Source organism: Leptospira langatensis (genome assembly GCF_004770615.1).
GTDB lineage: Bacteria > Spirochaetota > Leptospiria > Leptospirales > Leptospiraceae > Leptospira_B > Leptospira_B langatensis.
This window is the reverse complement of sequence record NZ_RQER01000004.1, coordinates 362,251-386,952: the sequence shown is the minus strand read 5'-3', so window position 1 is coordinate 386,952 and position 24,702 is coordinate 362,251. Positions and strand designations below refer to the sequence as shown.

Below are 24,702 nucleotides of genomic sequence, written 5' to 3'. Positions count from 1 at the left end.
TTCTCCTAAAGTACAAGGAGGACTTCTGAAAAAGCGTAATCCCCCGTGTGGCTGATGCTGACTCGGATCGAATCCGGTTTTAGGTCTTCCATATATTCCAGGAAGGTTCCGTAAAACCGTAGATAAGGTCTTCCAAAGTCGTCGTTCCGTATTTCAATCTCGGAATAATTCACTCGGATCTCGGGCGTTTGGAAGAGTCGATATCCATCCAAAGCCTTGATCACCGCCTCCTTGGCCGCATACCTTCCTGCGAAGAAAGCAGCTCTTTGATTGGCAGGCTTGGAAGAAGCGCGGCTTCTTTCCCATTCGCTAAAAGTCTTTGCAAAGAAGAATGTGCCCTTGTCCTGCAAACTTTCTTCGAATTCGGGAATGAACGTTAGGTCCACCCCGATCGAAGCGGTCGGTTTGGAAGAAGATCCGAAAGAAGCGAAGAGACTTTCTATTTGTGTCTTCATTTCTGATCTCCCGACTTGGACCTATAGTTCGCATCTAGGAGAAGACTGGTCTCTTCTTCTTCGAAATAGGATTTGGTTTTGCGCTCATAGAGAGGCTTGCCTATGCCCATTCGAATTTCATGATATCTATTTCTTCCTTGGATCTCTCTTTCTCTTCGGATAGAGAGATATTTTTCTCTTTGCTCTTCGCTCAGTGCAGCCAGGAAGTAATCCGAATGAACGAATAGACAGAGCGCTCCCACGTGACCGAAACCGAGAGTGGTCAGAATTCCCGCCTTAATATTATGTTTCCCGAATGAAATACTTTCATCAGTAAACGTCAAGAAGGAGTATTGGTTCATATCCGGATCTACTTCTTCTAAGTTTCGGTTGCCTGTCACAATCCCTGTCTCCATGGTCTGCAGTACTCCGATTGTCTGCCAAGCGGCGGCTCCTCCCTTGGAGTGTCCTGTGAGTGATTTTTGCGAAACGATCGGAAGTAGATTGCCTGGAGTTCTTCCTAGTTTATTCAGTAAATTGAATAAGAGTTTGTTTTCGTTCTTATCATTCGCTTTGGTGGAAGTATCGTGCTTATAAGCGACCCCAATATCATCTGCGGTAAGTCCAAATACGGATAACGCGTTTCTCAGCGGGGATTTTACTTCGGAAGATTCCGCACCTAAGGAGAGAAGTCCCAGACCTGGAGCAGGAATGGATGCTTGGATCCCGTCCGTTTTGGATCCGGCATAAGCTAGAATTCCGTATACAGGTAATCCTGCTTGCAAGGCCAAATCGCCTCTTGCTAAGAGAATGACCCCGCCACCGTGAGCTTCTACGAATCCACCTCTCCGTATATCGTTTGGACGACAGATCCCTTTCGGATCGATGCCTTGCTCTTCCATCTCCACACTACTCGCTGTGGCTTGCATATCTCCGAAGCCGACCAAGCCTTCTTCTGAGAAATCGTCAAAGGCACCGGCTAACATGAAGTTGGCCTTTCCTTCTTTGATCAGGCTGACTGCCATTTCCAAAGAGACTCCTGCTGTTGCACAAGCAGCGACCGGAGTTTGCACCGGACCGTATCCACCCACATAAGAGGTTAGTGCCCAAGCCGCGGTCACGTTGATTAACGATTCTTGCAACGCGTCATGCTGTCTTTCCTTACCTAAGAGGAAGTCCTGGAACATACGCTTCATCTTGCCCATTCCTCCTAAACCGGATCCGACAGTAGAGCCGACGAGTCCAGGATGAAGGAAGCGATACAATTCCATCGGCTCCATGCCGGAACGAAGGAATGCTTCGCAAGTGCAATAGAGATTATAGATCGTGATCATATCCACTTGCTTGGAGAGATCTTTTGGGATCCCGTATTTTGCCGGGTCCCAACCTTTTGGAAGTTGTCCTGCTACTTTTCTGGAGAAGTTGATTGCCTTGCGAACCTTGATCTGGCTGCCTTTCTTTCTACGAACGAACCATTTATCCTTTTCAGGATCGTGGTAGGTTTCGGTAGTATCCGGCTCTGCCTTCTTAAATTCTTCCGCTTCTTCCTTGCTGGAAACAGGGATGAAGAAATCCTCTTCTAGGACGACATCCGTAAAGGCGAATAACGCAGAAGGATCGAATCCGACTGTTTCCGGATCGATGATCCGGATCCCTGTGTTCGCAAGTATTCTTTCTTCGTACTTGGATTTGATCTCCCATTCTTGGACCGGCTCACCTGTTTCTGCGTCCGTCCAAGATCTTCCCTTGTCGGAAGCCTGGTATTTGATGAACCCCATGATCCATGCGAGTTCCAAGGCACCTTCTAAGGAAAGTACTCCGCTCTTTTCCAATTCCCATCTGCTTAAGGAACTTCCTGCGGGACCCACTTCCGCAAACCCGACCACACAGATCAGTTCGGAAAGATTGAGATGACCTAGGTCTCCAATTTCGTCTAACTTACTTTTTCCAGGAACGGAAGGATATTTATAGACCTCTTTCGGCAAGAATTCCTTTGTCTCCGCTTTCTTCGAAGAAGGAAGAAGCCTTTCTTGCAATGCATTCGTTTCCTTCTTGCTTCTTGCCTCGGAAAGGATATTTGCACGGATCTCCGAGAGAATTCTTCCGAGCTCAGGTTGAGAGTCCAATCCTCCGGTAAAATTCGCTTTAGAGATCTCTTCTTTGGAATGATTCGCAGTATAATGGATGAGACTTGCGAGTAACAAACCCATCTCTCTTCTGGAGAAGGTAAGCACTCCCGTTCTTTCTTCCAAAGCTTCTGCGACTATATCGTTGGCTTCCATAAGGCCTGTGCCGCGAACCCAGCCGATCACACAACCGTGAATACGAGTGTTACGACCCCAGTCCTCGGCTTCCGAGAATTTCTTTCGGAACAGACTCTCGAGACCCAGTTTGGTCTCCGCATACATGCCGTCTTTGCCGAAGATGCCATGATTCGGAGATAGAGGAAGGATCACATGAAGAGGAGAGATATCTCCTGCTCTGTTTTTCATTCTGCCTAAGGTCCCTATAAGCTTCTCTACTCCAAGGAGCATAACGCGTAGGGATTGCAGAGAAGAATCATCCAGTTGAGAAGTGGAATTCTCCTCGCCTACTGCACCGAATGGAATGAGAAGGTCCGGTTCCCAATCTTTCTTGGTCAGCCATTCCGCCAGAAGTCGAGTATCCTCTAAGGATCCTTGGGAGAATGGAACTAAGGTAAGAGAGGAGCCTTTCGCTCCGTAGGTTTGGAAAACCTTCTTATAGAATTTCACTTTCGCGGAAGAATAAGAAGTAGTGGTGAGGATCACATTCGCTCCTCCTGAAAGAAGAGCATACACGGTTTCTAGTGCGATCGAGTTCGGGCCTCCTCCGGTCACCAACGCCTTCATTCCTGAGAAAGAGATCCCTTCTATGCTGGAAGCAGAAAGAGATCTCAGGATCGAATTAGTCTCCGACTTATTTTCCTGAAAACTATTTCCACGGTCTTGGCTTGTCGCGATAGAGATCTTATCTTTTAGGAAATCCTTTAGATCGGTAGAATATTCTAATTCCTTAAAGTTCCAGGACCCGTCCCCGGAGATCTCCAGTTTAGGTCTAAGGACGGAGATCTTGGATTTGAAAACTGGATCCGAGTCCTTCTTCCAAGAAGAAGCGACTGTTTGCAGATATTCCTTGCGGGACTTGCCATTCTTGTCCTTCTCCCAGAATTTATTCCAATATTCTAATACTTTAGAAAGCGGAGCAGTCTCCTGGTTTGCGAAGTAGATCTTTTCGTCTTCGCCAAAGGAATCTACTTCTCCATTCCTGAATCGGGCTAAGGATTGCAGCAGCTTCTTCTTGGCCCATTGTTCCGAGTTGCTAAATACAACGATCTTTTTCTCTTCGAATAAAGAAGAAGGTACCGTCTCGGAAGACGCCTTCTGTCTCGCTTCGCTCAAGGCGTTTAGATCCTTGATCAGGAACTCGGAAAAAGGATCTTCTCCCAAAAGTCTGACTCGGAAGTCTTTGATGGTTTTTCCAAAGATCCCTTCTGCGCCAAAATATTTTCTTTCTAGTTCTTCTAAGGCAGCTGCATCTACTTTGGCGCCGGAGCCTGAACCTCCCGCAGAGGCAGAAAGTTTGCCGATGCGGATGCCTTTCGATTGAGCGTAAAGATCCACGGCTCTATCCAACCATTTCGCAGCTTCTTTGGCGCTTGCGATCCTGGAATTCAAAGCGATCGGACTAAGTGGACCTTTGCGTACTGAATCGCCTTCTCTTACTGCTAATGGAAGATATAGGCTGAGAGCAAAGACTCCGGAAGGATTCAATCCTCTCTCTTCTTTCAAATGCTTGAATACTTCCGTTCTTCCGAAATCGGGCGGGAAGAATTTCTTGAGAGTTTCTTCGAAAGCGGTTCGTAAGTAAGGGCCAGGTTGTGAATAAGCGGACTGTTCCTCTAAAAGTTTAGCGAGGTCCTTCAGTGATTTTTCATGAGCTCCATCCAAGCTTGGAGTCTTGAACTCCGCTCCCAGATCCGCCATGACTTGGTTTCTCTTGGAAGAATTTCCTCCGAAGAGAGAGTCTATATTCTCTTCATCCGAGATCTCATCCGCACGCATTCCCGCCTTCAAGGAGAGAAGGGTGAGCAACGCTTCTTTTTTTGTTAAGATGACTGAGTCTTCGTCGCCACCGCTGACGCCGGCTTCTCTGGTCTCTTCTACAATTACAGCTTTGTTTGGAGCGGCAATTGTAGTTTGGATTGTAGGAGCTCCTACCGCTTCCTCGACGTGAGGGACTTCTTCTATCTTTAAGAAGGCACCAGGTTCGCAATCCTCCAGCTCGGATAGAACAATATTACGATTTTCTTCTATATGCAGTATCTCATAAGAAGATTGATCCGGAAGATCCCTTAGGGTTTGTCTGGACATTCCAGCGAGGTCCCCTCTGGCACCTATATCAATGAGTCTCTTGACATTCAAATCCTGGAAGAATACATCCTGGGTCTTGATCCATTGTACCGGCATTGCGAATTGATATGCCAATAGCTCGATGAGAAGTGTTCTTCTTAGATCTTGTTCCGAGAGAGAGCCGGACTTTCCGGAAAGGATATCTCCTAGGATCGGACTTCCGCAAATCTCAAACGTATGTTGGATGAAGTCTTTCCGAATAGAGAATGGTTTTGCTACCAGGTTCGGGATATACTTTCCGTCCAACTCTTCGAATCTGGAAATAGAATCAGGGATATTCTGTACCAATGTCTTTCTGAAATCGGAGACACCGTTCACCAAAACGCGAGAGTGGAACGGAACATCTATCCCTTCTAATCGGATCGTCGTTTTCTTACCTCTCACGAGTTCCTTGAATCGGTTCTCCATTTGGGAAAGTGCCTTCAGGTCCCCAGTCACTGAATATTGCTTATCCCTAATATTCAGGTTCACTACTTCCAGAGGAAGTCCTGTCTCCTCTTTCACTTCGGAGACGACCCTTAATATGGTCTCTTCGTCCAAGCCTACATGACGATTTCCTAATACTACGCTCATGCCGTATGGGCTTCTGCCTTCCGCATCTCTTGGGACCAGGCCTTGCATGGTGAGTCCCCGGCCATAAACGATCCGGATCACATTTTCGAATCCCAAGAATCCTCTTGCGGACAAGGCGGAGAATTCCCCCAAGGAATGTCCCGCGAAAGGAGCGTCCTCGATCAGGAATCCTCTTTCTTTCAGGATCTCCCAATCTGCCATGGATTTGGTGACTAACGCAACTTGAGTAAACTGAGTGAGATGCAGTACTCCTTTCGGATGGTTCCAGATCTTATTTCCTACTTTGAGAGACGTAGGGTTATCTTGGACGATCTTCAGAAGAGAGAAACCCAATTCGTCTTGAGTAGTGCTTTCGGCTCTTTGCCAGATCTTTCTAGCCTCTGCAAACTCATCCCTCAGTTTCATTCCCATACCTTGGGATTGAGAACCTTGGCCTGTGAATACATAGCCGGTCCTTAGAGTGGAAACGATAGCCTTTCCGTTTAGCTTCACTTCTCCGTTTCTGTTGGTTAAGTTAATGCTTAAGATCTGATTTCCGTTCTTTTGAGAAGTGTGGATTGCTTCTACTAGCAACTCTTCTCCCAAATATACCGGAGCTTGGAAGTTCTCTTCGAAAGATAGAAGACGGCTTGGATCCCCATTGCAAATATCTATTACGATTTGTTTAATTACTCTGGAAGAAGTCCAAAGACCATGAACGATCCTATCCTTCCAGCCTGCATACTTTGCAAAATCGATGTCCGTATGGATCGGGTTCGTATCTCCCGATGCGGCGGAATATTCAGACATATCGGATGGTGCAAAGAAGGTCTGAGAAAAGACGCGATATTGCTTGGAGAGTTGGATCTCCGGATCCGCATCCGAATATACGGAGAAGAATCGATCCAGGGCAGTAGGAGCTCCTATTGCAAGGTCTTCTTCTAACTCGAAGCTTCCCCAAGGATAAGAAGTATTCGCATGTAAGATCTCTATTTTACCTGTAACGACAGTCTTCTCCATTCCGGATCCGGAAGGTTGAACTAATCGATGGGAAGAAACGAATCTTAATCTAGTGCCTACTTGCAGAGAAGAAGGATCTTCCTTTTTGATCCAAGGCAAAGACAGCAAGGCAAGGATCTCGGGTTCCGACTTCAGAAGGATGATCCTTTCTAGAGAAATAGAATCGAATTCCTTGAATTGATTAAGAGCCTCTCGGATCAAGAATCCAGTTTGGAAGGAGCAAACCTTCACCCCGGATCGGAAGATCTGTCCTTGGATCAGGATCTCTTGCCCGGCACCTAATTTTCTTACTCGAACTAGCTTTGCCTGAGAGATCAAGCGGTCTCCCGGTTTTACAGAGATCATTTCCTTCTCCCATTGGAAGGACTGAGAAAGGTGGAGTAGTTTGAATAGATTCCTATTTTCTAAGTTGAAAAGAGGGGAAAGTAAAACCTTCCATGCGAAAGCAGTACTCATACTGATCGGAGGGTTCGGTTCGGATTTCAGATCGGATCTTCTGAGTTCGCCCACTGCCTTTCTGAAATTCAGAATATCTTCTTTTTCTAATATGATCTCTGACTCTAAGACCTCCGCCGATCTTCCGTTCGGGCCAGGGACGATCTGTCGTTCCAGCTCCCAAACTTTGAGATAGAGTTCCTGGATGGATCTTTCTCTGAATTCGATATCTTCTTCGAAGAGGGAGCCCGGTCTTTTTCCCGAATGGAAATGCCTTTTGAATGGGACCCAAGTTTGATTTTTGGGATTTAAGAAAAAGACAGTAAGTTCTGCGGAGTCCTTTTCTAATAGTTTGAGTTCTACCTTCTTGTTTTTCTCTTCTAAGATCTGAAGAAGGATCAACTCTCCAGAGTTACTTGTTTCCCAAGAGAATTCTCGACCGATCCGGGGTTCGAAAAAGGATCTTAGATCGGAGATAGAATTCCCGATTCTTGGGGATCTTAATAAACCGGAAAGAAATCCTTGTCCGAGTTCTGAAAGCTGGAGAACCCACGCGTTCAATTCTAGGTCAGAATTTTCTTGGATGGAGATCGAGTTAGAGCCGAGTTGTTCCTTACTAAATCGGATTCCGTTCCCTGGACCTTCGAATAGTTCGGACCAAGTGATCTTCTTCGGGTTTTTTCCTTCGAAATTCTTTTCTAAGAATTCCTTTAGTATAGAAGCAACCGGTTCGTTCGCTTTACGAATTCCTGATATTGCTTTGGGCCCTGGGATCCAAGCGCAGGAATTCGGATCGATCCCCACACAATGAGAATACCAAAGAGAATCGGAACGGATCCATTTCACTAAGTCTTCGTCGATAACGGGAATAAAGTTCACCGGCTTGCCTGGACGTTTGCAAACATCCAAGAAAAAGATCTTATCCTCCGGAAGAATGAATACATTACTTCCTTCCGGATACGCCAAAGACCATTCCCTTAAGAATTCCTTCGGGTCCGAAATAAGATCCACCTTATTTACAATCGAATCTCCATTCGAAGAAATTGATATTCTTCCCTCGAATCTATGGACTAGCTCCTTAAATCTTGTTCGGAAGCTTTTATCTATAAAAGGATGATCGGGCCAATTCCCTTCGGGAGAAACAAGTCTCTCTCCTGGGCAGGTCAATTCCAGATATCTCGAAAGAATTTCAGTATAGCTCATTCTTTCCAAGTCCCCAAAATACGGTTTGGCAGTGGAGTCGATAAGAGCGACTAACTCTTCTTTTTTGGAAAGTACCGCTTTTCTAGCCTCTTCGGATTCCTTTCCTTTCGTAAGTTCTTCTGCGCGAGAGGATAATTTTGTCCAAGTGTTCTCTGCATAATAAATATCCGCGCCTAGACCGGATCTTCCGGAGATGACTCCGCCTACATTCTTACCATCTTGTGTGTTCTTCCAATGAGAGGCTCCCGAAAGTTGGACCAGAGTTTCTTTGATCTTTTCGGAAGTGGCGCATTCTTTCGCAGCCATCAATCTTGTTCCTAGGAAGACTGCGTCCACCGGCATAGGGTTCGTTCCTGCCCAGGTTCCGGACAACCAAGAACTTGCCTCGCCCGGTTCTCCGATCCCACCTCCTACGGCTAAGATCAGATTTTTGCAATCTCGGATCTCCGAGTAGCAAGCGCGGACCAATTCCTCTAGATCTTCCCAACTATGGTGACCGCCTGCTGCTCCGCCTTCGATCTGCATTAGGATTTTTGAATCTGGGATCAGGTTCGCGATAGAGATGACTTGTCGGATCTGCTTTTGTGTTCCCGGTTTAAAAGAGTTCAACCAGATCCCGTGAGCTTCGAAGTCTTTTAGGATCTTGATCGCTTCGTCCGTGTCAGGGATTCCTGCGGAGATGGTTACTCCTTCGATCGGCGCTCCTTCCGATTTCAATTTCTTCACCAGAGGAACTTGCAAATTCCATAAATAAGCGTCCAAGTAGAGAAGGTTGATTACGATCCCCACTCCTTGTGGGAGTTCCTTGCGAAAGACATCCATTCTCTTTCTAAAGAGCTCTTCCGTGACCTGACCGCCCCCGGCCCATTCTACCAGATATCCTTCTTTAGAGGCGGCAATCACGATCCCAGGCTCAACGGTAGAAGGAGTCATTCCTCCTCCGAATATGGGAGGCTTCCCGCTCCAAACAGTATAACCGTTCTTTAAGAATTCTCGTCCGTCCGGTAATGTAACTAACTCGGGAGCGAATTCCTTCCAAGGTTTAGGAAAATTTAAACTAGTTTCCTTTTTAAAATGACGCCAAGAATCGGACTTGCTTAGATTTCTGACGAGAAAGGATTTTCCTTTGATACTCGGAATGCAGAGTTTCTCTGCATCTGTTCCCGGGCCGAAGGAGATCAAAAGGACTTTGGATCCTTCTTCTCTCATTTCTCTCAAACAAACGTCCCAATCCAAGGTCTCCGCAAATGTCATCCTCGCGAAGGACAGGGCCAGATCCCTTTCCGATCTTAGATCCCTTCCGTCTCTTGTATCGAAAAGAGGGATCCTTAAGTCTTCTCCTTGCGGCTGAAAACCGATCTTTTTGAAATCAGCTTCCGTTAGAACGGGAACTCTTCTGAGCAAAGGACTGTGAAAAGGAGAAGAGACTTTTAAGAAGGTCCAAGTGTCCAAACCCGGAAGGCTTAAACCGGAAAGAATACTTCTGAATTCTAAAAGGCTTTCCGGAGAGCCGCAAAATACTCTCGCCTTAGGGCCGTTCTTCAATCCCAGATTGATCATATCCTCGGCGCTCTTTCCTGAATTAAATTTTTCTAATTCTTCTAGAACGATGCGATCGTCTTCGAGCCGAAGAGCCGCCATAGGAGAAGCGACTTCGTCAGGCTTTAGGAATTTCTTGTATGTTAGATCCAATTCTAAGAAAGGAAATTCCTCTTGGGACCGGATCCCTAGATAAAGCAGGTTCTTTAGGATCAAAGAAAGGTTTTTTAGGAACAGGGTCTTGTTCGGAGAAGAGGATAAAAGTAAACCGGAATAGATCCCTTGGGAATGTCCGAAGATCCCGTTAGCTGATGAATAGAAGGAATCCCATTCGGATCCTTCTTTCAGTATTCTAAATAAACTAGAAGCTTGTGTGATGAATATGAGAGGAATGCTATAACAGCAATTCTTAAGAACCGATGCGTCGGGCGTGGTTTCCGAAGCGAGCAACCATTCTTTCAGATTGAATCCGTTCGGAAAACAATCCATCATCTTTTCTTTAGGCAATGTCTTGAGCACTTCTTCGATAGAAGCGAATACGATCTCCCAATACTCGGAGTTGGATGGACCTTCTTCATAGAAGGAGCGAAGCTCAGGCATTGGATCGGTGCCTTGTCCTCCGAATACTATATATGTTTTTACTTCTTGTTCGGAGAGATGTTTAAAGATAGGAGACGCTTGTTCTTGAGATACAGGCTCGCTTGAATAATTCGCTTTCATTTGTTATGCCTTCCATCATAAAATTTTCGATTATTGTTATTTCACTTTTACTCGGAGAGTTTAACGTTTTGATTTCAAGAAAAAAATTTTTTATGCAAACAAAATGGAAAATGAAGGATCATGAACAATGGTTCGCCAAGTATAACAGATGCTACAGTTAAACTATTTTCCTAATTTATAATATAACTGCATATATTCTATACTAACTAACGAAAGTTAATTAAAACTGTTAACTAACTTATGTTAGTTAACAAACGTTCATTATTTTTCTATCTTATATTCTTTTGGATCGGTTTACTTCGTTTCGATTTGAACGAAACGGCTAAGTTTGAGTGCGGAATTACTTTAAGATTTATTAATATGCCTGGATTTTTTGCGCAACGGATGAGAGGAAATCTATGTAAAATTGGGGCTCGAATACTCAGTTCAATCCCGGAAATTGAAGTAGAATAATAGGATCTTATGTATGGGAAGGAATGGATCTATCCGTGTAGCCGAATATTCGACCGAAGATCGGTATAGATCCAAGAAATAGGATGATTAAGAGTTTTTGATCTTTTCTTCGAAAGAAGTAGAAGGGATCGTAGTGGGAAGCATGAGGACTTCTCCCTTCTTTAAAGGCACCTTGGGTACCATATATTCTATTCCCGCAAACCAAGGCAGAAGATATCTGCTGATCGCCATGACGCCGCCCACGTCGAAACCGGTGGTCGCGATCACTTTGATACCCGCGTATCCATCCTTATGGATCTTTCGGATCATCCAAAGGCCTGAGGTTTGGGTTTCCATGGTGATATCCGTGATGACCGCTTTCAGTTTGGATTTATTCGCAAGATAGAATTCCCAACCTTGTGCGGCATCTAAAGCGCGAATCGTCTCACAACCGATCTTGGTTAGATAGGCCTGTAGATTATTTGCATAACGATCATTATCGTCTACGATCAGTACGAGTGGCTTCAAGGTAGTATTCCAGCTCCGGCATATTGGTTGTCGGTTAATTTACGATAGATCCCGTTCTTTTCCATGAGGGAAGTGTGGTTTCCTTCTTCGATGATCCTTCCGTTGTCCATGACAAGGATCCTAGGAATGTCTTTAATAGTAGAAAGTCTGTGAGCGATCACAAAGGTAGTGCGATTCGCGAATAATCTTCTAAAAGCGTCGCTGACCAATCTTTCGGATTCGGCATCCAGGGCAGAAGTCGCTTCGTCCAAGATCATGATCTCCGGATCCCGCAGTAACGCTCTTGCGATCACTAAGCGTTGTCTTTGTCCACCGGAGAGATTCAATCCTCGGACTCCAAGGATACTATCGTATCCATTGTCCATCTGTTTGATAAAATCGTGTGCGTGAGCGAGACGCGCGGCGCGGATCACATCCTTTCGATTCGCATCCGGTTTACCGTAAGCGATATTGTCAGAGACCTTGCCGTGAAATAGGAAAATGTCCTGGGTTACGATCCCTATCTTTTTACGAAGATCCGCAAGTGAGAAATCCTTAATATTCTTACCATCGAATTCGATAGAGCCGTTATTTGGATCGAAGAAGCGGGGAATTAAGTCCATCAGAGTGGACTTACCACAACCACTGGCGCCAACAATAGCGACAGTCTCTCCGATCTTTACATCCAAATTGATATCTTTCAACACTTCGGAACTCGTCCCAGGATACGCGAAGCTGATATTCCGGAATGCGATGGATTCGGAGAGTTTAAAGGATTTCAGTTTCTCTTCTTCGCTGTGATCTTCCGTTTCCAAATCTATGATCTCGAAGATCCTTCTTCCTGCGATGATTGATTGAGAGACCTTGCCTACCATCTGAGAAAGTTGGGTGAGAGGGCGAAGAAGGAAAAGAAGAGTGAGCAGGAATACCATGAACTGACCGACTGTGAATGGAGAGTCCACATTTCCGGCCAAAATGAATTTTGCACCTAATGCGAAGAAGCCAAGCACAACTAGAGAAGAAGTTAGCTCTACTAGACTAGGAGCGATCTGCAGATAGTATTGGCCCTTGAAATTCCTACGATAGACTGTTTGGTTGATCTTTTGGAACTTTTCCTTTTCGAGTTTTTCCGTATGGAATACTCGGATCACTTTGATCCCGGAGATCATCTCTTGCAGATTTGCGTTCAGATCCGCCATCTTCTCCTGTAATCTTTCTGTGGACTTAGTGATCTTTTTAGTAAACAAGGTTACCGGAAGAATGATCAAAGGCACAGTCCCGCAGGCGATAAGTAGAAGTTCCGTATTCAAATAAAGTAATACTAGCAGGTGAGTGATCACATAGAAGAAGTTGATGGTCGCATCCCTGAAATTCGAAGAGATGACTGCCGCCACCACTTCTACATCGTTGATGATCCTACTCATCAAAAGCCCCGTCTTCTCCTTAAAGAAGTAGGTGAGAGGGAGCATCTGGTTCTTCTCGAATAATTCCTGTCGAATGTCCCGAACGGCCCAATAGCCCGCCGTGGCCAAACAGAACACTGAGGCAAGATAGGCCAGAAGCCTTAACCCATACAAAGGAAGAATAAAAAGACAGACTGCCCAAACCACTTGCTTGGGTTCCATGTATTTTGTCCTGCCGTTGGACCATCTCTTCAGATCGATTAATACTTTCTTTGCTCTTTCCAGAGGATTCAGGCGGATCCCTATATTCGATTCTTCTTTTGTAATGATCTCTTGTTCCGCCGCAGTGAATTCGAATTGAAATCTGGTATTCGGATCCGCAGCCATTGTATCGAAAAGAGGAATGATCGAGGTCAAGGAGACTGCGTTTAGGACCGCAGTTAGAAGAGCAAATACGATACCCAAAGAGAATCTGTACTTATAGCGTACGGAATAAGACATTAAACGGAAGAAGATCTTCATCAGTTTAGGCTTCTGCAACGATCCGAGAGAAATTTCTTACGATTTCCAATCCGTTTTGGGTCATAATGGATTCAGGATGGAACTGGACTCCGTAAAGATGAGCCTTTGTTCTATGGCGCACTCCCATGATCACACCGTCTTCGGTCTTAGAAGCGACTTCTAATTCCGCAGGAAGACTTTCCGGTTGGATCACGAGAGAATGATAGCGGGTCGCTAAGAAAGGAGAAGGCAAGGACTTATATATATCCTTACCGTCGTGTTCGATCAAGCTAACTTTTCCGTGCATGATACTTGGGGCGTTCACGATCTTTCCTCCATATACAAGGCCGATCGCTTGGTGACCCAAGCAAACCCCGAATATGGGAAGTTTGCCCGCTAGCTCTTTTAATACGTCAAGGCAGACTCCGGAATCTTCCGGTCTTCCTGGGCCCGGACTCAGAACGATCCCTTTCGGCTTTAAGTCTTGGATAGTATTCAGATCGATCTTATCGTTGCGAAAAACTTCCACCTTATTTCCGATCTGGCTGAAATACTGAAATAAATTGTATGTAAAAGAATCGTAATTATCGATGAGGAGGATCATCTGTTCCATTCCCCCTTCAATCCGTTTCTTGCGAAGTCCACCGCTCGGAGAAGTGCTGCCATCTTATTCTTGGTCTCTTCTAACTCGCCTTCCGGAGAAGAGTCGTAAACCACTCCTCCTCCCGCTTGCACGAACGCCTTCTCTCCGTAAAAAGAAATAGTGCGGATGACAATGGCCATATCCGTATCGCCTGCATAAGAGATATAACCCAGGGCTCCCGAGTAGATCCCTCTTCGAGTTCTCTCCAGCTCGTCAATGATCTCCATGGCTCGGATCTTAGGAGCGCCGGAAACCGTTCCCGCAGGAAGAGTAGCACGAAGAAGGTCGTAAACGCTTTTGTCTTCGTTCAGCACTCCGGAACATTGGCTTACAATATGCATAACGTGGGAATATTTCTCAATGATCTTGAAATCTTCCACTCGTACGCTTCCTGCCTCGCAAACCCTGCCTAGATCGTTCCTGCCCAGGTCCACGAGCATGATATGCTCTGCGATTTCCTTCGGATCCGAAAGAAGATTTTCCTCCAGGAGTTTGTCCGCTTCCGGATTGGCTCCTCTCGGCCTCGTGCCGGCGATCGGTCTCAGGTAGGTCTTTCTATCCTTGCATTTGACCATGATCTCGGGAGAAGAACCTACGAGAGAAATATCGTCCAGCTTTAAGAAATACATATAAGGACTTGGATTTACCGTTCTCAATCCTCGATAAACTTGGAAGGGAGGAACTCCTGGACGGAACTCCAGCTTTCTAGAAGGAACTACTTGGAAGATATCTCCCGCATAAATGTACTCCTTCGCCTTCTGGACCGCTTTTTTATAGTCTTCGTCCGGAATGTTAGGAACGTACTCCAGTTTTTCTTTGGATTCGAGCGGATGCGAAACCCAGCCGGGGAGTTCTCCTTCTCTCAGTTCCTTTTCAATCGCATCAATTTTTTCTAATGTAGCTTCGTAGCAGGCTTTCGGATCTTCGAATTCGGAAAGTCTGGCGTTGACCACGATCCTGAGTAGACGATCCACATGATCCACGACCAAAACCTCGTCGTAGAGTGCAAAGTATGCATCCGGAGCGGGTTCGTCTTCCGGTTTCGTGTCCGGAATATTCTCATAATAACGGACTGCGCCGAAGGAAAGAAAACCCACAGCTCCTCCTTGGAAAGAAGGAAGTCTGTGATCCGGAACATACTTGTCCTCGCCCATTGAGTATTCCAATAAGAAGAGAGGATCGTACGTGATGATCTCTGTTTCCGGTTCGTTCCTTTTGGAAACGTAGAACAAACCGTTTTTTCCGTAGAGCAATCGATAAGGTTGCTTTCCTAAGAAAGAGTTCCTACCTACGTTCTCTCCACCTTCTACCGATTCCAATAGAAAGGAATGCTTTGCCTCCGTGCCTCCCCATTTTGCAAAAAGGGACACGGGGGTCTCCAGATCTAAAAAGACCTGTTTAAACACCGGTATCAAATTTCCGGACTTAGTCTTTTCCAGAAATTCTTCGTATGTTAAGGAGAATTCCTTCAGAGGTTCGGTCCTTCGATCCCCTTACCTTCAGTTAGATAACGGGAGATGATCAATCTTTGGATCTGAGAAGTTCCTTCGTAGATCTGGAAGATCTTAGCGTCTCTCATCAGTTTCTCCACAGGATATTCCGAGTTGAAACCGTAACCGCCGAGTACTTGGACCGCATCGGTGGTAATCCTCATACAAGCGTCCGCGCAGAAAGCTTTAGCGATAGATGCTTGGTACGTATTCCTGAAACCGTTATCGATCAGCCAAGCGGCTTGGTGGCAAAGAAGACGGCCCGCTTCGATATCTCTCGCCATTTCTGCGATCATAAAGGAGATCGCTTGGTTTTCTACGATCGGTTTGCCGAAAGCGGTTCTAGTCTTAGCATATTCTAATGCATGCTCCATGGCTGCTCTTGCTACACCGACCGCTCCGATCGCAACCCCAGGACGAGTATGGTCGAACGCACCCATGGCGATCTTGAAACCGTCTCCTTCCTTACCGATCATTTGGCTCTTATGGACTTTTACTTCTTCGAAAGAGATCCCTCTTGTGTCGGAACATTTTTGTCCCATGTTCAACTCTTTCTTGCCGACGATCACACCTGGAGTCTTGGAACTAACGATAAAACCGGTGATCCCTTTATGACCCGCAGCAGGATCTGTTTTAGTCAGAACGAAGAACCAATCCGCATAGCCTGCGTTTGTGATCCACATCTTGGAACCGTTAATGATATATTCGTCCCCAACCTTTCTAGCGGAAGTGCGGATCCCTGCAACGTCGGAACCAGCCCCTGGCTCGGTCACTGCATACGCGCAAAGTTGGAATTGCTCCGTCATGGGTTGCACCCATTTCTTCAAAACTTCTTCGCTTGCACCGATGAGAACGGGAGCAAGAGCCAGGTTGTTTGCAAGAATAGCGGTCGCCATTGCGGAACATCCCCAGAATAATTCCTCGCCTATGATTACGTCATCCAACTCGGCCATTCCGGCGCCGTTATATGCTTCCGGAATGTGTATATTCATTAAGCCGGTTTCCCATGCCTTCTTCAAGATTTGAAGAGGATACTCACCCGTTTTGTCGTGATGCTCTGCCTTGGGTCTGATCTCGTTTTTGGCAAAGTCCCTAGCTAGATCTCTGAGCGCTTTTTGATCGTCCGAAAGAGCGAAGTCCATTAAATATAAACCTTGTGGTTGGAATGAGTTTCTCTATAAATCCCTTAGGAAACCCTAATGAACAGGTTCTAAGCGGTTGGGTACCGAGTCAAGAACGTACGATCGGTATTGGCTAACTAGAAAGATCAGCAAGAAGGTTTAAATGCCGAAATTCGGGCGTAGAATTTAAGAAAGATTTTTGGAAAGAAATTTCCAGACCGAAAGATTTCAGTCAAAAAATATTCTCCCGTATGACCCAAGCGGATAAAAATTTAGTTCCACGGTTCCTTCTTAGAATTGCAATTTTATAGTGGATCACGAAAAAAAATCGGGAACTATTTGAATGAAATTTTACCCGATTTATCGAAATTTGATTGTGGTCGACCCGTTCTTTTCCTGATTATCTTTACCCCGGGCTTTGGGGTTTTACTCGAAGTCCAAAACAATTTTAAAGGATAAAATCCAATGAAAAAACTATTACTAGCGATTACTGCTCTTTCTTTCGTTGCTGCTGTTGCTCTTAGCGCAGAAGAGAAAAAAGAAGCTCCTAAAAAAGAAGAGCACAAGAAAGAAGCTCACAAAAAAGATGAGCATAAAAAAGAAGAGCACAAAAAATAATCCGACTAGGATCGTTTGAATGTGCCACTGGATGTAATAGTTCAGCGACAAGGAGGGCCTCCCGAAACGGAGGCCCTTTTCATTTTACAAGGCTTTCCGATGCAAGAGGGCGTTAGTTACAATAGGATTGGCAGGTCCGAGGAGCTAAACGCACCTAAATCGACAGCATTTGCCAAATGGAGAAGGTTTAAAAATCCAAGATTATAAGATTGGGAAAAAGGATCCGGCAGGTTTCACAGCCACCGGATATAATAGTGAAGCGACATAGGAGAAAACCCCTTGAGCTTTATACATTCCATTCTTTCCTCAGTGTCAGCTACTTTTTCGGGAAGATTTTCAGAATTCGGACCTATCGAAATAACGGAAAAATATCTGTTATATTGTATTTTTTGCTTGCAAAACAGAGGGGCAGTTTTATAAGTTTCTCGATATCGGAGAAGAGATTCTCCCAGATCAAAAACGAACCCAAAGGAAAAAACGATGAAAAGACTAGCATTAGCGATCACCACTCTGTCTTTAGTTGCGGCTTTCGCAATCAGCGCGGAAGAAAAGAAAGAAGCTCCTAAAAAAGAAGAAGCTAAGAAAGAGCACAAAGCAGAACACAAAAAAGAAGCAGCACCTAAGAAGTAATCATATACGGAAGAATATTCCGTATTTTGAATGTTTCTTGATCATTTCTCCAAACAGGGCCGTCTTTTACCGGACGGCTTTTGTTTTAGTTCTTAATCTTGCCTAGGATCTGGTCCTTCATGAAATGAGCGGATCTTCTTCCTAATTCAAGTGCCAGCCTTCCGTTTTCCATTTTATTCGGATGAAGATAAGGAGTGTTTGTTACCACTCGGATGATCTTCTTGCCGTACTTTTTAGCGAGAATATCTTTTAGGTCCTTAGTCTCGCTTGCGATCACATTCACGCAGGAATCGAAGGCTCTCATCAGTATCTTTTCGGAGACAGGTTTTCTGTTTTCTATATCGTGGACGATGATCCTCTTAATGCTAGGATCTAGGATGAATTCCTTGATAGGCTCGGCATCGGCAACTCCACCGTCCAAGAATTCCTCTCCGTTTATATTAGGAATTTCGAAAAGAATCGGAAAGGTCATGGACGCAAGGATCAGATCGATCGTATTTCCGCTCGTTCTAAGTTCCCGGATCCCTTTGGTCAGATTTGAAACGGAGATCCCCATTTTGGTAGGAAGTTCGGATACATCCTTCCCCCCTAAATACGGTTCGAGAAGATTTCGGATCTTTTTGCCGCTGAGTAGGCCGGAATAATTCTTGAGCCCTTTTCGGAACGGTTTCAAGAACTGGGTCAGAATATTTCCATCCCAGAAATCGCTTTTTTTCAAGGTAAGGATAAACCGAGTGATCTCTTCCGGAGGGAATCCGCCGGCGATCAGGGAGCCGATCAAGGCCCCCGAGCTAGAGCCCGTAATTTTAGAAGGTACGAATCCGATCTCCTTCAGTCCCAAGGAAAAACCGGAGTGTGCATAGAATCCGAAAAATGCGGAGTTGAAGCAAAGAGCGTCATACGATTTTCGAATTAGAATATTAGGTGCTTTTCGGGAAACCATTACCAATTTCTTAAATTACTTCCGCTTCTTGTCCAGAATTTTCCCTGAACCGTTTTGGTCTTAAAGTTGGATTCTTTTTTACCCATTTCTGACGAGTTTTTATCCTTCTTCTTGAAATATAGGGGAATCTCCTTGAAACAAGCGCAGTACAGGAGTATCACAATAGTATGGGCTATCGAACAATCTACACCACTGCAAAGGATGAGGATGAAGCGATGCTGATCGCTGAAACTCTGGTAGAAGAGAAACTGGTTGCTTGTGCAAATGTGATCCCGTCTATGCGATCCGTTTACAGATGGCATGGTCGAGTAGAGCACAACGATGAATTCGTTGTTTTACTAAAGACCACAGCCGCTCTCGCGGAGAAGGTTGTGGCTAGGGTGAAAGAGTTGCATAGTTACACCGTGCCGTGTGTGGTCTCCTGGGAGATCAAAGAGGGGAATCCAAAGTATTTGGATTGGATAGAATCCGAAACCGTAAAATAATTCTTTCCCTTTAAACATTCTTTTCATACATTCGGATATTTTTATCGAGACACGGAGTTTGAAATTTGCTCCTGAATCGGGATCGAGGCGAATGAATGGAAGAAAAAGCGGAAAAGTTCTGGAACTGGTTTGCTCAAAACAGCCGGTACTATGCCAAGCTTGACGACCTGGAAGATAAGGAAAGAGACCGTCTTCTGGACGATCTAATGGATCGTATTCAGGATGTGAATTCCGAGTTTTATTTCGAGATCGGTGGGGGAGAAGAAGGCCCCAATGAATTAACCGTGATTACTGCCGGAGATGAAGAGCTCTATGCGGAAGCCGAAAGATTCGTAGATCTCGCCCCCGAAGTCCCCGGCTGGGATATCTTTTCGGTGGACCAATACCAAGAAAAAGGGACTGTCATTTTTTACGAAGGTTTGGAGCTGGATTCCGAAGAGATCTGGTTTTTGCCCTTGGAAAATAAAGGCCAAGGGTTCGGGGTTCGGATCTGTTTCCCGGATTTCCCGAATGTGGAATCCAATCCCCATGTCAAGAAAGCAGTCGGCCTAATGTTAGAAGCCGTCCTAGGCGAAGAAGCATTCTCCAAAGAGATCGGATATTATGAGATAGGGATCCTCCCTGACGACCCGGAAGAAGAAGGCTATATTGAGCTCGTAGAGTTGAAAGAATACCTAGAGTGGAGAAAAGAGAGGGAAGTATAAAAAAAAGCGGGCAAATTGCCCGCTTAGTAAGGATGAAAATATAGTTTACTCGGATTGGATTACCAAGGTCGTCTGAGGAGACTTGAGATGTTTTACATCCAGCCCATAGATCAGTGTCGTAGGGACAGAATACAGAACGTCATACGTATCGATCGCAATAGCGATGCTATCTCCCGCAGGCACATCATAAGCTACAGCATTCAAGTCAATGGAAATGTCCCGAGCCTCGTTGGCAGCCGCGTCAAAGATCGTATACGTTCCATGAGTGATCAGAGTAGCGGTGCCGCTCTTAGCAACGTCATAGAAGTAAACGTTTATATTCGCTTTTCCTAAGGTAGAGGAGATTCTTCCGTTCCAGAACATCTTTCCTCTGATCTTAAGAGCGCTGCTCAAAGCAGAAGATTGATATACGATCCCATTTACTCTGCTTTCGAAGAATAGATTCGTTGTAGTAGGGATCCCTACCTGTGCCGAAAGAATATCCGAAAGTAAAGGGAAGCCCGTAGTAGCAACAGTGTCAGCTCCGGAAAGAATGGTAGTGTTGGTCACTGTAGTGTTCTGGCTCGTAGAGATCTCGCCGTTAGTGAAAAGGCCCCTTGGCTTCAAATAATAGGTCTTGTTCCCCACGGTAGGTGCCGGCCAAGAAGGATAGGTAACTCTCGGGCCGTTAAAACGGGTTTGGAGGGTAACCTGAGGTTTTGCCATGATCCCGTTGTTTACGCCTTTCAACCAGTAGTCGAACCAGTCGTAGGCATTGTCCCAAACAAAGTTAGAAATTCCTAATAGTCCTGTCGCTTCTGCGGAAGCATGGATCCCTTCGTTCATTAAGAGTTTCTTAGGAACAGTGATCTGGGTATAATAATCCAAGATCCCGTTCGGGTTGAACAAGAAGTCCTCGAAGTTATTCGAGATCATTACTGATTTGCCTGAGCTTGCGTTCAATTGTCCTACGTAGGTTTGAGGAGAACGGTCTGCCGCCCAAGAAGTAACAAAATCAATATTGGTATGCTGTATTAAGCTCGCGAAGTTCTGAGCTACGATAGGGTCCGGTCTTCCAGTAATATAGCTGGAGGCAACTAGGATCAATCCCCAGACAAGTCTAGGAGTATCGTTTCCGTACAAGGAGCGTTTTAGATCTCCCCAACCACTCATGGCTACCGCAGTCTTAATTCTAGGCTCGGTACTCACCCCTGTTAAGGAGATTCCCGCTCCATAAGATACTCCCGAGATACCGATATTGGCGATGTCGGTGGGAGTATTTGCGAGCAACCAATCCAGAATGGAGCTGAGGTCCGCTCTATCCTTCGGTCCTGCAGTATCTATCAATCCACCGGAAGCCCCGAATCCTCTAGTGCTGTAACAAAGAACGATATAGCCTTTCTTTGCTAATTTCGCAGCAGGGACTATGTATTCGTATTTGTTGAGTGCCCAACTGTTTACGAATACGATTGCGGGTAGTTTGGTTCCGCTGGGAATATTTGCAGGTTTGAAAAGGTTTACTTCTAAAGAGACTCCGTCAAAGGCATTGACCTTGATCGTATTGTCGAAAGTAAAGCTTCCATCATTCTCTTGTGCGAATGCAGCCTGGATATCCGATTCGGTATCCGCCGCCCGCAGAGTTCCTGTTGTTCCGCTTTGGTTTCCAATTGCTTGGGCTAAACTTGGATCTAAAGATGCAAGTAAGGCCGCCGCTTCCGCATTATTTGGTGATTCGCTTTTACAAGAGTAAAAGAACACACCCATCGTCATAGTTAGTATGCAAAGTCGCATAACTAACGTTCGATATGTTTTTCTCATCGCTATTCTCCATAAGCTTTTCGATCTTTCAAATTCTATTCGCTTAGTGGGGAAGGAGTATAGCTCCCGTTACAAATTGGGTCGTCTGGGATTCGGATTTTAGACAAAATAAAAGGTCTTAATTTTTTATTTATACGAATTCAAAGAAGAACGTTCGTTCAAATTCGAAGATAGATCCGGACTAAAAGAAATAAGACGCTAAGAGACTTTTGTTTTTCTTAAAAACTCTCTTGGAGAAACGCCTGTAACGGATTTGAAGGCAAGATTGAACGTGGCCTTTGAATTGAAGCCGGACCGGTAGGCGACTGCGAGAATATTCGCTCCATCTTCTTTTTCTAAAATACGTACTGCCTCTGCTACTCGGAAGCCGTTTACGAATTTGGAGAAGTTCATACCCTTTCTTTGGTTCAAAAATTCAGAAAGCTGATAAGGTTTGATATCTAACTGATTAGATAGAGCCCCTAAGGAAAGATCTTCTTGTAAGTACATCCTTTCCTTCTTCATTAGAGAATCGAGCCTAGTCTCCAGGTCCGCGGTATCCACTCCATCTAATCTGGAGTTTCGATATGCGTCTCTCATGGAAGGACCGATCTCCTGGAAAACATGAGGGGAATGGATCTGGAATAGATAGCCGATCACCGCATAGATCACTGTTCCTAGGACCGAAGCGAACAGGAGATTCAGGTCTCGGATCAGGAAGGCGAGAACCAAGACTAACGTTGCGCTACCGCTGCCTAAGATCACAAAGAGAAGGATCCTCGCTCCGGCATCTTCTTTCAATCTTTGCCATCGAAATACGCTTCTGGTCTGCCAGACTACTGAGAGATAGAAAATGAGATTCGCAGAATAAGCCCCAATTAGTAGGACATCCAACCAACTGACGGTCCTCAGTTTGAAATAATCGATCGGTCTACTGCTAAAACTTTCCGGAAACGCGAGATAGAATAAAGGGAAGAAGATTAGAAAGAATACTCCAGGCAAATAGAAGCTCTTTTCTGTCCAAGACATCTGTTCGTCCCGAACCGTTACGGAAAATAAACTGAACATTCCCGGACCCAAGAACCAGGCCAAGGGAATATGCATATGGTTTAAGAACAATGGTTCGAAATAAATTTCCCTCAATAGAAAGAAAATGGAAAGGAATTGGATCGAGACGCAAAAGGAAAGTAGGGAGAGGATCTTAAAGCTCGGACTTTTTTCGGGCCGGACCAAGCATCCTATGCTGAGAAGCATACAGAATAGCACTCCGAAAAAAACAATCTCTTGGAAAAGAGGGATCACGTATTAAGTGGATGGAATTTTTAGTAAGGTTGTCAAGTTCCTTATAAGCCCATTCTAATTCGTTTTTATGTGGGAGTGAGTTGATTTCGAACGAATAATAAACGAAGAAAGCGGGTTTTTTTCGGGCTGACTCCTAAGTTTTCTCGGAAAGTATTCGAAACTAGAACTATGGTATTTCGACGAGGGCTTCTTCTTCTCTTTTTCATTTTTCCCTCGATCCTACTCTCCCAAGACTCCGTGCTATTCCGATGGAAAATGAAGTCGGGAGATGATCTGGAATTAAACGAATACCATAGAGTAAGAGCGAGGCAAGGCCAAAGGATTATCCATCGAGAGGATAAGAACAGGATCTTACTAAAAGCGGTCTCTTGTAAGAAGGAAGGCTGCGACTTCTCCGCCATTTTCGATACATATACTAAGTTCCCGGAAATAGATCCCGCATTTTATAAGGATAAGACTTTCAAGAGCCGCTTCTTCATTTCCGAAACGGGGCAATATTCCGTTCCTCCCGAATACAGTATGCCGAACCTTAGATCTCTTCCGAGCTTTTCGGACAAAAGTGTTTCCCAAGGAGAAGTTTGGGTAAAGCCTGCTTCTGAAAGTTTTCAATTTAGCTCTGCAAGGATAGAGATCCCAGTCCAAGCAAAATATACGTATAAAGGTCCCGAAACTTGGGAGTACGCAGGAAGATCCGGAAAAGCAGATCTGATAGAATATAATTATAATCTAATGAAGGAAAATGAGACTTTCTCCCCCGGCGTTCCATATAAGATCTACGGTTTTGCAAAGGGTCAGGTATTTTTCGATTCGGAAGCAGGAGTCCCTCAATACAAACACGTTCAATTGGCATACACTTTTGTCTTTCCTAACGGGATCGCGCAGGAAATGTCCTTCGAGATCCATGGGGTCTATTCCAAACAAAACTCTGTAAGCGAGTCTGATAAGGATAAGGTTGCCGACGAAGTAAAGAAAATGCTGGGCGGTTTTCCGGACTTAAGCTCGCAACCTAAGAAGAAACCGAATACAAGCAAGGGCAACGGTTTGGAATGGCCGGAATGGGAAGGAAATCCTGAAGGAGAGAAAGCGGATCGGGCCCCTGTGGAGATCCGCAAGTCCAACGAAGGAGTCGTTCTTTCTCTGGATAACTTACTCTTTGATTATAACAAGTCCGAGTTGAAACCGGAAGCGAAGAAAGTCTTGGATCGGATCGCAGACGTATTGAAGAAATATCCGAATCGAGAGATCCGGATCAGCGGACATACTGATGACAGAGGAAGCCAAGAGTATAATCTGAAACTTTCTCAAGACAGGGCATTGAGCGTTTTACAAGAGCTGAGGGACGCTCATGGGATCGAAGAAACTCGAATGTCCTACAGAGGGTATGGAAAATCCCAGCCTGTAGCAGGAAACGAAGATGATGCCGGTCGGGCAAAGAACCGAAGAGTGGACATCACTATCGTATTGGATTGATCCGATCGGAATATAGATCCAAATACGGATCTACGATCGAGAATGTCCGAGCGAATGAGAATTGTAGATCCTCGCCGAATAGTTTAGATTTATTTAAAATAGCTTTCTTTAGAACAATCGTTGTATTCGTTATCCTGTAATAAGCAGGCAACCAAACTATCGTTATAAGTGCTAGTTCCGATATGCGCAGAGACAGCTTGGCAAACTGCGTCTCTCATTACCTTTCTTCTATCCTGGCAGCGTTGCACCGGGTTGGAGCCGCAATTGGAAAGTAAAATTAGGAATAGTCCGCATAGGATCGCATTTTTCAGTTTCATTCTTTTCACCCGAGTTCTTTGGTTTTA

16 protein-coding genes are annotated in these 24,702 nt (G+C 45.1%); 5 read left to right on the top strand and 11 right to left on the bottom strand.

Features of this window, described 5'->3' with window-relative positions; genetic code table 11:
- Positions 1 to 5: 5 nt before the first annotated feature.
- From EHO57_RS05935 to EHO57_RS05905, 7 genes are all read right to left on the bottom strand, one after another.
- Positions 6 to 455, bottom strand: a complete 450-nt coding sequence (locus EHO57_RS05935) for a holo-ACP synthase (protein WP_135643779.1) — start codon at positions 453 to 455, stop codon at positions 6 to 8.
- Positions 452 to 10,333, bottom strand: coding sequence for a type I polyketide synthase (locus tag EHO57_RS05930; RefSeq protein ID WP_135643778.1), 9,882 nt, complete (start codon positions 10,331 to 10,333; stop codon positions 452 to 454). The genes EHO57_RS05935 and EHO57_RS05930 overlap by 4 nt, the downstream gene beginning before the upstream one ends.
- A gap of 540 nt (positions 10,334 to 10,873) precedes the next feature.
- Complete coding sequence (locus EHO57_RS05925) at positions 10,874 to 11,293, bottom strand: response regulator (protein ID WP_135643776.1); 420 nt, start codon at positions 11,291 to 11,293, stop codon at positions 10,874 to 10,876.
- The gene (locus EHO57_RS05920; RefSeq protein WP_167882256.1) at positions 11,290 to 13,197 is read right to left on the bottom strand and encodes an ABC transporter ATP-binding protein; all 1,908 of its coding nucleotides are present in this window, start codon (positions 13,195 to 13,197) and stop codon (positions 11,290 to 11,292) included. The genes EHO57_RS05925 and EHO57_RS05920 overlap by 4 nt, the downstream gene beginning before the upstream one ends.
- Before the next feature lie 4 nt (positions 13,198 to 13,201).
- Positions 13,202 to 13,780: an anthranilate synthase component II gene (locus tag EHO57_RS05915; protein WP_135643775.1), complete on the bottom strand. Its 579-nt coding sequence runs from the start codon at positions 13,778 to 13,780 to the stop codon at positions 13,202 to 13,204.
- Positions 13,777 to 15,201, bottom strand: coding sequence for an anthranilate synthase component I (trpE, locus tag EHO57_RS05910; protein WP_210410030.1), 1,425 nt, complete (start codon positions 15,199 to 15,201; stop codon positions 13,777 to 13,779). Before trpE ends, EHO57_RS05915 begins: the two co-directional genes overlap by 4 nt.
- Before the next feature lie 86 nt (positions 15,202 to 15,287).
- Positions 15,288 to 16,451, bottom strand: a complete 1,164-nt coding sequence (locus EHO57_RS05905) for an acyl-CoA dehydrogenase family protein (RefSeq protein ID WP_135643773.1) — start codon at positions 16,449 to 16,451, stop codon at positions 15,288 to 15,290.
- Positions 16,452 to 16,895: 444 nt separating this feature from the next.
- Here EHO57_RS05905 and EHO57_RS18755 point away from each other — a divergent pair, with 444 nt between their 5' ends.
- Complete coding sequence (locus EHO57_RS18755) at positions 16,896 to 17,048, top strand: hypothetical protein (protein WP_167882255.1); 153 nt, start codon at positions 16,896 to 16,898, stop codon at positions 17,046 to 17,048.
- A 480-nt stretch (positions 17,049 to 17,528) separates the two neighbouring features.
- A complete protein-coding gene (locus EHO57_RS18750) occupies positions 17,529 to 17,678 on the top strand; it encodes a hypothetical protein (RefSeq protein WP_167882050.1) in 150 nt (49 codons plus the stop codon).
- A gap of 85 nt (positions 17,679 to 17,763) precedes the next feature.
- Here the strand turns inward: EHO57_RS18750 and EHO57_RS05900 are convergent, their stop codons facing one another.
- Positions 17,764 to 18,621 carry a patatin-like phospholipase family protein gene (locus EHO57_RS05900; RefSeq protein WP_135643772.1) on the bottom strand — a complete coding sequence of 286 codons (858 nt, stop codon included), beginning with the start codon at positions 18,619 to 18,621 and terminating at the stop codon, positions 17,764 to 17,766.
- 167 nt (positions 18,622 to 18,788) lie between these two features.
- Here EHO57_RS05900 and cutA point away from each other — a divergent pair, with 167 nt between their 5' ends.
- Both cutA and EHO57_RS05890 read left to right on the top strand, forming a co-directional pair.
- The gene (gene cutA, locus EHO57_RS05895) at positions 18,789 to 19,106 is read left to right on the top strand and encodes a divalent-cation tolerance protein CutA (RefSeq protein ID WP_135643771.1); all 318 of its coding nucleotides are present in this window, start codon (positions 18,789 to 18,791) and stop codon (positions 19,104 to 19,106) included.
- Between the two features lie 95 nt (positions 19,107 to 19,201).
- Positions 19,202 to 19,810, top strand: coding sequence for a hypothetical protein (locus tag EHO57_RS05890; protein ID WP_135643769.1), 609 nt, complete (start codon positions 19,202 to 19,204; stop codon positions 19,808 to 19,810).
- 45 nt (positions 19,811 to 19,855) lie between these two features.
- Here EHO57_RS05890 and EHO57_RS05885 read toward each other — a convergent pair whose 3' ends face one another.
- Together EHO57_RS05885 and EHO57_RS05880 are read right to left on the bottom strand one after the other, a co-directional pair.
- Positions 19,856 to 21,607 (bottom strand): alpha/beta fold hydrolase, encoded by a 1,752-nt coding sequence (locus EHO57_RS05885; protein WP_135643768.1) that lies wholly within the window; start codon positions 21,605 to 21,607, stop codon positions 19,856 to 19,858.
- 198 nt (positions 21,608 to 21,805) lie between these two features.
- Positions 21,806 to 22,840 (bottom strand): helix-turn-helix domain-containing protein, encoded by a 1,035-nt coding sequence (locus EHO57_RS05880; RefSeq protein ID WP_135643767.1) that lies wholly within the window; start codon positions 22,838 to 22,840, stop codon positions 21,806 to 21,808.
- A gap of 216 nt (positions 22,841 to 23,056) precedes the next feature.
- On the opposite strand from EHO57_RS05880, the gene EHO57_RS05875 reads away from it, so the two are divergent.
- Positions 23,057 to 24,358: an OmpA family protein gene (locus EHO57_RS05875; protein WP_167882254.1), complete on the top strand. Its 1,302-nt coding sequence runs from the start codon at positions 23,057 to 23,059 to the stop codon at positions 24,356 to 24,358.
- A gap of 89 nt (positions 24,359 to 24,447) precedes the next feature.
- Here the strand turns inward: EHO57_RS05875 and EHO57_RS05870 are convergent, their stop codons facing one another.
- Complete coding sequence (locus EHO57_RS05870) at positions 24,448 to 24,675, bottom strand: hypothetical protein (RefSeq protein WP_135643765.1); 228 nt, start codon at positions 24,673 to 24,675, stop codon at positions 24,448 to 24,450.
- Positions 24,676 to 24,702: the final 27 nt, after the last annotated feature.

Excerpts from the sequence above, each read along its gene's own strand:
- EHO57_RS05935 (WP_135643779.1), bottom strand. The coding sequence starts at position 455 with ATGAAGACACAAATAGAAAGTCTCTTCGCTTCTTTCGGATCTTCTTCC.
- EHO57_RS05930 (WP_135643778.1), bottom strand. The coding sequence starts at position 10,333 with ATGAAAGCGAATTATTCAAGCGAGCCTGTATCTCAAGAACAAGCGTCT.
- EHO57_RS05920 (WP_167882256.1), bottom strand. The coding sequence starts at position 13,197 with ATGAAGATCTTCTTCCGTTTAATGTCTTATTCCGTACGCTATAAGTAC.
- EHO57_RS05915 (WP_135643775.1), bottom strand. The coding sequence starts at position 13,780 with ATGATCCTCCTCATCGATAATTACGATTCTTTTACATACAATTTATTT.
- EHO57_RS05905 (WP_135643773.1), bottom strand. The coding sequence starts at position 16,451 with ATGGACTTCGCTCTTTCGGACGATCAAAAAGCGCTCAGAGATCTAGCT.
- EHO57_RS18755 (WP_167882255.1), top strand. The coding sequence starts at position 16,896 with ATGAAAAAACTATTACTAGCGATTACTGCTCTTTCTTTCGTTGCTGCT.
- EHO57_RS18750 (WP_167882050.1), top strand. The coding sequence starts at position 17,529 with ATGAAAAGACTAGCATTAGCGATCACCACTCTGTCTTTAGTTGCGGCT.
- EHO57_RS05900 (WP_135643772.1), bottom strand. The coding sequence starts at position 18,621 with ATGGTTTCCCGAAAAGCACCTAATATTCTAATTCGAAAATCGTATGAC.
- cutA (WP_135643771.1), top strand. The coding sequence starts at position 18,789 with ATGGGCTATCGAACAATCTACACCACTGCAAAGGATGAGGATGAAGCG.
- EHO57_RS05890 (WP_135643769.1), top strand. The coding sequence starts at position 19,202 with ATGGAAGAAAAAGCGGAAAAGTTCTGGAACTGGTTTGCTCAAAACAGC.
- EHO57_RS05885 (WP_135643768.1), bottom strand. The coding sequence starts at position 21,607 with ATGAGAAAAACATATCGAACGTTAGTTATGCGACTTTGCATACTAACT.
- EHO57_RS05880 (WP_135643767.1), bottom strand. The coding sequence starts at position 22,840 with ATGCTTCTCAGCATAGGATGCTTGGTCCGGCCCGAAAAAAGTCCGAGC.
- EHO57_RS05875 (WP_167882254.1), top strand. The coding sequence starts at position 23,057 with ATGGTATTTCGACGAGGGCTTCTTCTTCTCTTTTTCATTTTTCCCTCG.
- EHO57_RS05870 (WP_135643765.1), bottom strand. The coding sequence starts at position 24,675 with ATGAAACTGAAAAATGCGATCCTATGCGGACTATTCCTAATTTTACTT.